This is a genomic window from Mycobacterium sp. 155, from assembly GCF_000373905.1.
GTDB lineage: Bacteria > Actinomycetota > Actinomycetes > Mycobacteriales > Mycobacteriaceae > Mycobacterium.
Window position 1 is genome coordinate 63,959 of record NZ_KB892706.1, and the last position, 10,946, is coordinate 74,904.

11 protein-coding genes are annotated in these 10,946 nt (G+C 68.7%); 2 read left to right on the forward strand and 9 right to left on the reverse strand.

What is annotated here, in order from left to right:
• Genes B133_RS0121735 through B133_RS0121765 form a run of 7 tightly spaced genes read right to left on the reverse strand, consistent with a single transcriptional unit; the run spans nucleotide 1 to nucleotide 7,702 of the window.
• A complete protein-coding gene (locus B133_RS0121735; RefSeq protein ID WP_018604166.1) occupies nucleotides 1–2,025 on the reverse strand; it encodes a hypothetical protein in 2,025 nt (674 codons plus the stop codon).
• Nucleotides 2,022–4,598: an ATP-binding protein gene (locus B133_RS0121740; protein ID WP_018604167.1), complete on the reverse strand. Its 2,577-nt coding sequence runs from the start codon at nucleotides 4,596–4,598 to the stop codon at nucleotides 2,022–2,024. Before B133_RS0121740 ends, B133_RS0121735 begins: the two co-directional genes overlap by 4 nt.
• The gene (locus B133_RS0121745; protein WP_018604168.1) at nucleotides 4,595–4,951 is read right to left on the reverse strand and encodes a hypothetical protein; all 357 of its coding nucleotides are present in this window, start codon (nucleotides 4,949–4,951) and stop codon (nucleotides 4,595–4,597) included. The genes B133_RS0121740 and B133_RS0121745 overlap by 4 nt, the downstream gene beginning before the upstream one ends.
• Nucleotides 4,952–4,954: 3 nt before the next feature.
• Nucleotides 4,955–5,260 carry a hypothetical protein gene (locus B133_RS0121750; protein WP_018604169.1) on the reverse strand — a complete coding sequence of 102 codons (306 nt, stop codon included), beginning with the start codon at nucleotides 5,258–5,260 and terminating at the stop codon, nucleotides 4,955–4,957.
• Nucleotides 5,261–5,278: 18 nt separating this feature from the next.
• Nucleotides 5,279–6,259 carry a conjugal transfer protein gene (locus tag B133_RS0121755; RefSeq protein ID WP_018604170.1) on the reverse strand — a complete coding sequence of 327 codons (981 nt, stop codon included), beginning with the start codon at nucleotides 6,257–6,259 and terminating at the stop codon, nucleotides 5,279–5,281.
• A gap of 7 nt (nucleotides 6,260–6,266) precedes the next feature.
• The gene (locus tag B133_RS23160; protein WP_157626075.1) at nucleotides 6,267–7,364 is read right to left on the reverse strand and encodes a hypothetical protein; all 1,098 of its coding nucleotides are present in this window, start codon (nucleotides 7,362–7,364) and stop codon (nucleotides 6,267–6,269) included.
• Entirely contained in the window at nucleotides 7,361–7,702 is a 342-nt protein-coding gene (locus B133_RS0121765) for a hypothetical protein (protein WP_018604172.1), read from the reverse strand. The genes B133_RS23160 and B133_RS0121765 overlap by 4 nt, the downstream gene beginning before the upstream one ends.
• A gap of 247 nt (nucleotides 7,703–7,949) precedes the next feature.
• On the opposite strand from B133_RS0121765, the gene B133_RS0121770 reads away from it, so the two are divergent.
• Nucleotides 7,950–8,270: a hypothetical protein gene (locus B133_RS0121770; protein ID WP_018604173.1), complete on the forward strand. Its 321-nt coding sequence runs from the start codon at nucleotides 7,950–7,952 to the stop codon at nucleotides 8,268–8,270.
• A 35-nt stretch (nucleotides 8,271–8,305) separates the two neighbouring features.
• Here B133_RS0121770 and B133_RS0121775 read toward each other — a convergent pair whose 3' ends face one another.
• Entirely contained in the window at nucleotides 8,306–8,974 is a 669-nt protein-coding gene (locus tag B133_RS0121775; RefSeq protein ID WP_018604174.1) for a hypothetical protein, read from the reverse strand.
• Between the two features lie 292 nt (nucleotides 8,975–9,266).
• On the opposite strand from B133_RS0121775, the gene B133_RS24550 reads away from it, so the two are divergent.
• Nucleotides 9,267–9,443, forward strand: coding sequence for a DUF5710 domain-containing protein (locus B133_RS24550; RefSeq protein ID WP_157626077.1), 177 nt, complete (start codon nucleotides 9,267–9,269; stop codon nucleotides 9,441–9,443).
• A gap of 32 nt (nucleotides 9,444–9,475) precedes the next feature.
• Here the strand turns inward: B133_RS24550 and B133_RS0121780 are convergent, their stop codons facing one another.
• Nucleotides 9,476–10,861 carry a type IV secretory system conjugative DNA transfer family protein gene (locus B133_RS0121780; RefSeq protein WP_018604175.1) on the reverse strand — a complete coding sequence of 462 codons (1,386 nt, stop codon included), beginning with the start codon at nucleotides 10,859–10,861 and terminating at the stop codon, nucleotides 9,476–9,478.
• Between the last annotated feature and the right edge of the window lie 85 nt (nucleotides 10,862–10,946).

A 10,946-nucleotide genomic window follows, 5' to 3' on the forward strand; every position in this document is an offset into this window, starting at 1 on the left:
CTATGGGTTGATGGGATCGACGGTAGCTGCTGTCGGGCCCTCGTCGTCAGGGGGCGGCGGTGCCGCCTCGTCGTGCGGGGGTTCGGGCGGGGGTGGGATCTCCTCGTCGTAGCCGGTCGTGGCGGTATCGGTGATCGGAGCAAGCGCCTGCGGAGATTGTCCTGTCGCCGCCAGCCCGGCGCCGGCAGTTCGGCGCTCCACTGCCGCGGCCGGGTCGACGCCGTCGGCAGTGGGGGCGGTGCGCCGGCGGCCACCTCGCTGCGGGTTGCTCGCCGCGGGGATGCGGTCAGCGCCGCCGGTGAGGGTCGGCGCCATCGCCGCCGCCCCCGCGGTGACCACGCCGCCGGGCGAGCCGCCGCCCCCACCCCCATCCGGCGTCGGCGGGGCTGCCGTGGTGCGGGGTGCGGCGGGTGACAGGCCAGCGGAGCGCCCCTCGATGTCGGCGGCGGGGGTCTCCCCGGCAGCGGGTACCGGTGCGAAACCGGGCCGTGGCTGGCCGAGCATCTCCCCACCGGCGGCGGCGGCGGCCTGATCGATGTGTTCCCAGGGCGTCGGGTTCTGCGCGGCCTTCGACCCGGACCGCAGGCCGCGCAGGCCGGACAGGGCTGCCGAGCCGCCTTTGCCGAGGGCCGCGTGCATGCCCATCCCGACGGCCACATCGGTGGCCCGCCCCATCATCGCGCGCCGGTGCGGGTGGCCGGCGACGTCGTGGTGGATGTGGCGTAGCAGCGCACACGCCGCGATGCACACCAGGCCCATCATCAGCACATGGGCGAACGGGTTGGTGCCGCCCAGCTGGCCCGGCAGCGGCAGGGCCACCAGGCGTTCGATCGCCAGACCGATCACCGACACGAACACGATGTAGACCAGGACCTCGATGCCGTGGCGGAAGAACTGCCAGGCGGTGTCGATGGCGTGGCGCTGCGCCGAGCCGGGGATGCCGCCCAACCACAGTGACGGCAAGAGCTTCGCGGTGGTCCACATCGCTTTGACCGACACCTTCAGCACCGCCCAGCCCGAGGCCACCATGAATATCCCCAGCAGCAGCGAGCAGCCCACCAGCACCAGCCCGATCCACACGTTGGCGCCGTCGAGGTGCTCGGCATAGCTGACGGCCGTCCGGTCGCCGCACTGGGTCATCGCCCGGATCGGCCCGTCGGGGGCGCCCTGGCGCACCGCCATCGTCCAGGCTGTGCTGCAGGCTCCGACGCGATCAACCACATGCCCAAAGTTCCACAGCTGCAGCGGTTCACGCACCGTGTGAGTCAGGATGCTGGCGGTCAGGGTGTCGACCTGCCCGTCGAAGCCACCCCCACTGACGCTGCCGTTGCGGGTGGCCGCCTCGGCCACCGAAAAGCCCACCCGACGGCCGAAAGCCAGGACCCCGTCAGGGCCGTACATTTGTGAGGCCGGATCGGAGAACACCGCAATCGACAACGCCGGCAACGTCAGCGCGGTCAGAACCATGGTCCAGCCGCGCCCGACCTCGCCGCGCCGGATGGTGAACACCCCGGCGAACACCCCGATCGGCACGGCCACCAGCAGCAGACCCAGCCGGGTGGTCACCGTGATGATGCCGTCGGTGATCGCGCGGGCCAACTCGCCGACGACGGTGAGCCAGTAGGTGGACACTGTCATCCGAAACAGCCACAGCGACAGTGTGACAATCCCGATGAACAGGCCCGCCTCCGCGGTGAGCAGGTTGGCCGCGGTCGCATTGGCCAGCATCAACGCCAGCGTGTGACCCATCCACTGCATCCACGAACCGGGGTCTAAGCCCAGTTCCGGTGTCGTCTGGGCGATCTGGTCGCGGATGCTGGCGATGGCGAAGGTGTAGTCACCCGGGGACACCCCGTAGGTGTCGTGCATGCCCGTCCAGCCCAGCACCATGCTGTTGGTGGCCGCGGCGGCTTGCGGGGCCGCGCACACCGCCACCGCCGACAGCGACCACAGCTCGGCCAGCACCGTGGCAGGCCGCCCGATACGCGGGTGGGTCAGCAGCCAGTAATGCCAGCGGGCGATCACCGGCCGGCCGCCTGCTGGTGGCGGCTGCGGTGCGGGTTGGTGTCGAACTTTGCGGCGAGCTCGGCGGTGGGCGCGGCGAACAGCCGCAGCTTGCCGAACCCGCCGAACTCGTCGAGGAACCACGCCTCGCCTTCCCGGCCGGGGATCACCCGCCCGTAGCGGGTGTCGATCGCGTCGTCGCCGTGATCCATCAGCTGCCGCGGGCTGGTGTTGGAGACGTAGTCGGCCAACAGCGCCGGGTGGCGGTCGACATCGCGGCCGCACCAGCGCAGGGTCGCCTCGGCGATCCCCGCCTGTCTAAAACCCATGCACAACCGCTGGTCGATGAACTCGTCCTCGAGAACCCCGAAGTCCTCCGGCGGATTCTGCGACACCCCCAAAAAGGCTGTCCACGCCTTGCGGCCCTGCCGGATGATCGTGTTGGCGGTCTTGCGCCCGCCCGGCGAGTGGGTCCAGGCCGCGCACTCCTCGACGATGAGGATGTCGGGCTGGGTGGGCCGTCTGAAAAAGGTGGCCTGCGCCAGTTCAGCCGCCAGCCCGTAGAGCGCTTGGGCGGCGCGTTGGCTGGGCGTGGTCTGGGTGTGCAGGTGGGCCTGGTACTCCTCGGTCACGGTGGGCAGCGTCAGACCGCCGAAATTCCAGATCACGCATTGCGCGCTCAGATCCGGGGCCGGCAGGGTCTCGTCGAACAACGCTCGCAGCAGCCGCTCGGCGCGCAGCCCCTCCAGGCCGACGAGCAGGTCGTCGTCGACGCCCACCCGGCCATCGCGCAGGGTGCGCAGGTACTCCAGAAGCTGGTTGGTCGAGCCGATGCCGTTGGCGTGCAGCGAGGCCGGCGCGAGGTGGGCTTTGAGCCGGGACGCCTGCGGGCTCAACGGGCTGAACCCGAGCTGGGGCAGCAGGTGGTCAACGGTGCGTTCCGACGCCTCTTCCATGGGGAATATCCGCAACCCGTCCAGACTGAATTGCGGACGGGTCGGGTCAATGACGATTTTGTCGTCGAACCCCTCGAGGGCGCGGGCGTGTTCCCGGGCCTCGGTGGGGTCGATGATGTGTATTCCGGCTCCGACCGCCAGCCAGCAGCGTTGCAGGTTCTTGGTGATGTGGGACTTGCCGACCCCGGGTGAGCCTCCGATCACCAAGTTGGCCGGATTGTCGCGGGCTGGGGCGTTGAGCAGGTCGAGTAGCGCCACGTCCCGAAGCCCCGGGCTGGTGACGATCATGCCCAGCGGAACGCCGGTGTTGTTGCCGACCCGGGCGGCCAGCAGAGGCACGAACTTCGCGAACCGGGTTGTGGTCGTGGGATTGCGGAACTCACCGAGGGCCGCGGTGGTTTCGGTGCCGGGATTGAACGCCCGCCACAGGGTGGCCTGGCTGCCGCGGTGGCGGCGCAGCCCGATGTCGTGGCCGCGGAATGTGCGGGTGAGGTGGTCCAGGACGGTGTTGACCGCCTCGATGTCGGCCCCGGCGACGGTCATCACGATCGCCGGGTTGACGCCACGCTCGGCGGCCCCGCGTTTAAGCTCGGAGGCCAACTCCCTGCCGGAGGCCAGTTTTCGTACCAGCTCGTCGTCGCTGAGCGCGTGACGACCCCGCTGACGGGCCTGATCTTTGATGTTGACGATGACGTTGTGAGCCACGTTGACGGCGGCCTGCACGCTCTCAAACGTCAGGTGCATCGCCCAGTCCACCGTGGTGATCGGGGTGGTGTGATCGTCGAGGACCTTGAACAGGGTGGCCTCCGGCCAGCGCAATCCGCTGTCGGGGAACTTCTCCACCGCGGCCAGGGCTTGGTAGGAGTCGGGCACACCGTCGGGCCGATCGCGGTAGGTCCGCAGGAACACCTCCTCGGGGGTGCGGGCGGCCCGCCACCGCCGCCCCCGCAGCTGGGTGGCGGACTCGTCGAACCACACCGGGGTGAACGCCGAGGCGGGCAGGCGGGCGTCGGGGTCAAAGTGGGTGGTGGGCAGTGGGTGGGGCCATGCTCCGCGGCTGGCGGTGTAGTTCCAGTGCCACCAAATCTGTTCCACGCTGGCCGGTTTGCAGAACAAGGCCGGCGGCAGGGCCCGCACCATCCGGGCGGCCAGGTCGCGGTAGTGGGCCAGGGAGGTTTCGCTGTCTTTGTCGCGTCCGACCACGGCGTCCACGCGGCGCCGCCACGACCCGGCGGCGGTGTTGCCGGCCAGGCCGTAGTCCAACGGCAGACTCAGCCAGTAGATCCGGCGGCGGGCCCCGCAGCGGGCGATCACCGGCTCCCAGGCTCGGCAATGGCTGATCCAGGACCTGGCGGCGGGCGCGATGGCGCCGGTGTCGTTGTTGTGCAGCAGATCAGGATGGGCGTAGAGCATCCGGCGGGTCAGGTTGCGGGTGGTCACCGGCGCGGTCAGGCCACTGAGCAGGGCACCGCAGGGAAGGGTGCGCCACAGTTCGGCGTGGACATCGGCCACCATGTCCTGAGATTCCCGGGGCATGAAGATGAACGGCTGGCCCGACACCAGATACTCGGCGTAGACACCGCTGTCGGTGAACCGCAGATTGCCGATCGCCCCGCGCGGGGCGTCACTGGCAGTCATGCGTCCGCTCCCCCATCGTTGTTGTGCGACATCATGACCCGCGGGTGAAGATCGGCCCACCACCAGCGCAGCCGGGTCGGCAGCGACGGGCGCCCGTGCGGCAGCTTGGCCAGCACCCCCACCGCGGCCACCGTCAGGACCACCCCGCAGACCAGAATCGCCAGCGCGTGACCGCTCTCGAGGTTGGTGGTGACCAGGGCGGCGGTGATGATGAACCCGGCCACCGCCGCGATCGCATCAGGAGCCCGCCATTTGTCCCGAAACGGCAGGGTGAACCCGTCACCGGAATCGCCCAGATAGATCGGCAGGTCGCGCTGGTCGGAATAGACCTTGGCCGCGCTGTCATCGGCCATCGCCTACTGCCCCCAGGGGCTTTCCACGCGAACCGGATTGGAGATGCCGTGGCTACTGGCCTCCCGGGTCAGCGCCGACGCCACTCCCACCGACAACAGGATCAGCACCGCCATGATGATGGTGCCGATCTGGGCGGAAATGCCCGCGCCGGCGCCCTCGCGGCTGTGCGCCCGGATCGCCGAGACGCTGCCGACCGCGAGGGCCACCACCGCCAAAAAGCCGATGCCGCCCAGGATCAGGTCACGCCCGGAGCTGAAGATGCCGGCCGCGGCCAGCACCTGGGTGTCCGCGAGAACGGTCGCAATCATTGTCTTCCTCTGCTTTCTCTAGGGGTTGCGCGGACTCACCGCGGTGGCCTCCGACCCGGCGACGTGGGGCATCAAGTCCAGGGCGGAAATCATCCATGTTCCGCCGCTGTTTTCGACCCGCAGCGGGTAGACCATGGTCACCGTCGCAAATTGGGATGTCTGGGCGAGGACAGTGGCCAGCACATGAATCTCGCTGCCCGGTGCGGGCTGGTCGGGAACGGTCTCCGCGGAGCTGGCGGCGGTGACGATCGCACTCTGATATCCGCCGACCCCGACCAGGGGCGTCCCCGCGACGACGTAGCGATCCAGGCCGGTGGTCGACGTCAAATAGGTGCGCACGAACCCAGTGAGCACCGCGTAGATCGGGCTGTCGGTGCTCACCGTCTGGCGGTAGCCCAGCTTGATGTCCGCGCCGGGGCCGGGACCGTTGATGCGCGCCGGCATCGCCAGCGCCCGCGGCTGGTAGTGCCACACCGACACCGGCACCTGATAGAAGGCGCGGGTGGGTTGCGCTGAGGCGTAGGGACGCTCGTTGGCCGCCACCACCGCGGTGTAGAGATCAGCATCGCCGACCGAGCCGGCGCTGATCACCGACACGACCTGCGGGATGGTGACCACCGCGGCCGGGGTCTGCGGCAGCGTCATCGCCGACCCGTCGGGGGTGGTGATGAAGCGTTGCAACACCGCCGCGTCGCGGTCCTTGCAGCTGGTGTCGGCCACGGCGGCGGCGCCTTGATCCGCGGCGGGCTGGCCCTGGCAGGTTGTGGTGGCCGTCAACCACGACACCACGAAGTCGGCGGCGAACGCGCCGACCTGGTCCTGCTCGTTGTGCACCCGTTGCGCGATGGCGGCGAAGTCGGGGTGCTCAGGGGCCAGGAACACCTTGCAGCCCGCCATCCCGCCCAGCACCGCCAGCCCGGTCAGGACCGCCAGTGCGGCTTTGCGTCCGAGCTGGCCGCCGTGCTGCAGGCGGGCCGACCACGTCTGTGACAGTTTCATCCCAGTCTCAATTCGGTTGGTGACCAAAGAACTTCAACGCGCTGATCGCGAAGGTGGCATCGACCGGGTCGGTGCCGGGCGCATCGAGGGTGGCGGGGTCGGTGGCCGTCGCGGTGTCAGACGTCGGGGGCGTTCCGCCCGAGCCGAGCACCGAGTCGCCGAAGCCGGGTTGATCGCCGCCCGGGTCGGCGGTGCCGGCCGGCGGGGTGGCGGGCGGCCGCGCGGTCTGCAACACGATGACGGTGACTTGGGAGGCCAGCACCCTTTTCGGCAGCGCCATGATCACCGGTCCGTGCACATTGCCGGTGTCCTGGGTGACGACCGTGCGGTCGCCGTCATTGAAGATGTACTGCAGCTTGGTTACGACCCGGTGTTGAAGCCAATCATCCTTCCCGCCCGGGGTTTTCGGCACCCATCCCGGTGTCACCGACGCCGCCGAGAGCACGTAACTGTGCCCGAAGTCGACGTGCAGAACCTGTCCGTCGACCTGGGCGCCCTGCTGGCCGCGAACACACACCCACGCCGAGTCGGTGCTGGCATCGGCCAGCGACTGGGCCGAGGTCGACCCCGGCGGGCAGTTGGCGGCGGCGGTGTAGGGCACAACCTGATCGGAATCAGGAGCCGGTGGCATCGAGGTCGGCGCGGGAGCCGGTGTCACCGGCATGACCGCGGACTGCGCCGGTTCGCGGGGCGGCGGCGCGCTACGGCTGTGGTCGGTGAACATGACCACCGCGGCCACGATGGCCGTCAACGCGACCACCAGGCCCGTGCCCAGCCACACCGCGACCTTGCGGGCCCCTGCGTTGGGGTCAGCCTCCCCCGCCGCGGTGGCAGCAGGACCGGGCGCGGTGGGGGTGTCGAGCTCAACCGGCGGTTGCTGTGCGACAACGGGATCGGAGGTATCGACGCCGAGCGGGTCGTCGTCGGCGGGAACAGCGGCGGTCGGCGCCACCGGGCCCGTGTCAGCGCCGCCGCCACACTCGGCCGGCGGCATGGGCGGGACCGGGCCGAGCAACTCCAGTGGGGAGTCCTCGTCCTTGAGATGACCGTGCGCCCACCACTCATCAGTGACCGCGCCGTCAGGGTCGGCCACGGTCTTGCTCACCGCCACGACCTCCCGCCGTCGTCGGTGACCTCGGCATCGATATAGGGCCGGGATGTGGGGGACCCGGCAGGTCCCACCCACACCGGCACCATCACCCAGCCCGGCGGCGGCGGGCACACCCACGCCGGGGGCGGAGGGACCGCCACCCCGAACCGCGGCGGGGCCGGCAACGGCGGGCGCTGCGGGCCCGATCGGCGGCGCAGGACCGCGGTTACCATGACTGCGACGGCGACCACAACCAACAGCGGGAACAGCTCCACAATCAGCTGTGCGATCGCGCCCAACAGGACAATGACGACCAGCATGCCCATGCCGACGATACCCACCAGAACCTTCATTATCAGCACCTCACAAGCTAGTTCCAACAACGGTCGACGGCCCGAAACCGCCTGCAGATAGCGAAGATAACGTGCGGCGGGGTCGCTGTATAAGCCCTCCCGCCGGCGGGATCGAACGCCTGATGCACCACGTCGATGTGCGTCTGCAGCAGCTCGGCTCACCAAGACCGACCTCACCCGGCGGGGTGGGCCGGAAAGCTCCACGCTGCACAAGATCCGCGACCGGACCGGACAGAACACTCCGCGGGTGAGCACCCAGTTGCGCCTGGACCGCTGCCTGGGCTGGGAACCTGGCTCCTCGGCGGCGGTGCTGCTCGGTGGCAAACCGCTCACCGTCACCGCACGGGCCGCGATCGGAGAGGCGTTGACCCCCGCTCGGTCCTGGACAGGCTGCTGTCCCAACTGCGCACTGAAATCGACGCGGCCCGCGCCCGATGTCGGCGCCCTCCTGGCGCGCCTGGACCGCCTCGAAGACCGGCTCGACCACCTCGCCAACGAGTTCGACGTCGACGAGGACCTGCTGCAGCAGTTCAACAGCGGCGACGCGTCCTCGTCCACGGGAAGCTAGTTCGGCGCGCTCGCCGACAACAACCCAAGCAAGCATCACCGCGTCCGCTCCCCCGGCGTATTCAGCCGGCGGGCATCCAACAGGCCCGGGCCGGTCAGGTCGTAGCCGCCCAGAATGTCGTCGGCCTGCGCGCCCGTCAACTCGTGGCGAGCAGGTGTGCGAGGAAACCACAGGCGTGACGCCGCAACCGCCAACCATCCCTCGGCGATACCCAAGACGCCGGCCACCGCGAACACCGCTGCGAACTGCACACAAATCCACGGCATCACCGCGACCTGCCCAAACGACGCCCCCGGCTGATAGACCAGCAGAGACAACACCACAATGACCGCACCCAGACCCGCCGCCGCCCACAGCAGCACAGCGATCGGATAGCCCCGCAGATCACCCGGGATCAGCCGGGTCACCACCGCTTTCAGCACGTAGCCACCAATAAGGCCGAACGGGGCCAGCACCACCACGGCGGACATGAGCACAAGCTCGACCTGCGAGGCCGGGGAGCGAGTGGTTCGCAGCCATAACGGCGGCAGCAGGGTGTCGTCGTGCGGGTCGGGCACCGCCACGGACTGGAGCCGCTGGCGGGCCCGCACTTTGCGGCCCAACTGTTCGGCCCGGCGCCGCTGAATGGTCGACCACCCCTGGTGGCGGGCGATCCAGGCCCGGCGCAACTCGTCGAACTTGTCGTCGCTGCTGGGATCACGCATGAATTGAGCCTAAAGCTGCCCAGAACCCCCATTAGGCACCAATTTTGCAGTGCTGACAGCGCTGCGTCTGCGCCGGTCTTGTCGCAGCTCAACCTCGATGCCGGCCACCCCAAGCTGTCGATGAAGGCGGGTAGCCGCCGGTGGGTGGAGCCGCCGGATCAGGCCCGGTCTGCCCGACTTGGCCGAGCCCGCCTGTGCCGCAGCCGTCGAGGTGGAAAAATTGGCGCCAACGGGAGGTTGCAGAGCGGTCTAGACGTGGATCACCGTCGTCATTGGACAAAGGGAAGGCGCAGTGCGGGTTTGGCTCGAGTTTTCGTTCGCGGGAAACCCCCAGGCCAAGGCCGCTGGTGCGGGCTGGGATACCCGCGCCAAGTCCTGGTATGCACCCCAGGCGGCCATGCCGGGTCTGCAACGATGGACGCCGCTGCCCGAGCTGCTACCCGGAGAGGATCGCGGCGCCCCCTACTGACATCCAGTTAGCATCAGACTGAGACGGTGACACTAATTTTGTGAAACTACAGTCGTCGTCGTCCGAGCGGTACGCAGTGCGTCCAAATACGTTCTGAAATCGGACCACTCGATCAATTCCACCATTTGTCCAGGGCCGCCCCGGACGATGAGCCGGGCCTCTCCGCTGTTGCGGGGCATCAGTTCCTCGGCTTCCAGGGCGTTACCGAACGCGCGACCGGTGGTCTTGTCATCACCGTTGTGGTCGTAGGACTGGTGGCTGCGGGTGGCCTTGCCCGCCCAAAACGCCGCCGACTCCATCAGATCACGCTCATGGGAGCCATACATGATCAAGCTCGCCGGCGTCACGTCACGGATCGCCCGACCCTGCAGCGGGCCGTAAATCGCCTCCAGTTGCGAACCCGCCTGGGCGGCATAACAAATAGCGGTCCCCAGGCCGCGAGACTCAGCGAGATACTGGGGTAGTCGCGGCAGCGGGGTGTTGGTGATCTCGTCCAGGAAGAATCCGAGGCGGTGGAACTCTTCCCATTGGGCGACTTTGGTTCGCTGCCGGTTGATCAGATGATCCATCAGCGTGATGGCCTGGGCGGCGACTGTTCCGTCGGCGGGGGTCAGCAGATAGATTGTGGCGCTGGGGTCGTCGAGAAAGTCTAGGCTCAGCGGCGGTAGCCCCCGGTCGCGCTTGGAGGTTCGCAGCCAGGCGGTCAGAACTTTGGTTACCGTCATCTTGACCGAGTCGCGCTGTTTGGCTTCCATGTCGAGCACCCCGTTGACGCGCGCCTCGAACAGCGGATCACCGCATGCTGCTGCTGCGTTGGCCCACGACGGTTCGGCGCTGACCTGAAAAGCTCCGCTGCTGTTCTTCGCCGGCTTTTCCACTTTTTCCGCCCCTTCTAACGCCCAGTTCATGCTGCCGTTGAAGACGGGCGGGCTGGCGGCGTAGAGCAGGCAGGTCAGCGGGGCGAACGCGAGTTGGTCCCACGGCCCGGGATCGGTGCCAGACCGCAATGCGCTGCCCGACAGGGCCACCGAGGACGTGCTCAACAGTGTCTCGGCCACCGCCATAGCGTCGTCGAGGGTGCTGATCAGGGCGGTCGGGTCGTAGCGGTGAGGCGCGAAGTCCTTGGGATACCAGGGTGCCGCGATGGGGCGCAGATCAATCAGGGCGGCCGGGCCCCACCGTCGGGAGGCCACCAGTTGCATCAGGTCGTCCTTGCTGGAGGACACCAACGCCGGCCCCGGCCACAACACAGCGGCCTGAGAAAGCCAGCGGCGGGTCTTGCCGGTCCCCGGCGGTGCAAACGCGCCGATATGCGGGGCGCTTTCCAGTGGGCGCAGAAGCCCGTCACGGCCACGCACCCATCCCGCGAAAGGGGTTACCGGAGGCCGAAACCCGTCCTCGTTGAACGAATTGTCCATACGTCAACGCTAAGGGCTACACAGCGGGGCTCTTCGCACCAATTTCTCCGGCACCGGACGCGACCGACCTCCTATGCGGAGCTCG

What these genes read in the sequence shown, in the direction of transcription:
- B133_RS0121745 (WP_018604168.1), bottom strand. Translation starts at nt 4,951, where the DNA reads ATGGCCGATGACAGCGCGGCCAAGGTCTATTCCGACCAGCGCGACCTG.
- B133_RS0121780 (WP_018604175.1), bottom strand. Translation starts at nt 10,861, where the DNA reads ATGGACAATTCGTTCAACGAGGACGGGTTTCGGCCTCCGGTAACCCCT.
- B133_RS0121755 (WP_018604170.1), bottom strand. Translation starts at nt 6,259, where the DNA reads ATGAAACTGTCACAGACGTGGTCGGCCCGCCTGCAGCACGGCGGCCAG.
- B133_RS0121740 (WP_018604167.1), bottom strand. Translation starts at nt 4,598, where the DNA reads ATGACTGCCAGTGACGCCCCGCGCGGGGCGATCGGCAATCTGCGGTTC.
- B133_RS0121750 (WP_018604169.1), bottom strand. Translation starts at nt 5,260, where the DNA reads ATGATTGCGACCGTTCTCGCGGACACCCAGGTGCTGGCCGCGGCCGGC.
- B133_RS0121765 (WP_018604172.1), bottom strand. Translation starts at nt 7,702, where the DNA reads ATGAAGGTTCTGGTGGGTATCGTCGGCATGGGCATGCTGGTCGTCATT.
- B133_RS0121775 (WP_018604174.1), bottom strand. Translation starts at nt 8,974, where the DNA reads ATGCGTGATCCCAGCAGCGACGACAAGTTCGACGAGTTGCGCCGGGCC.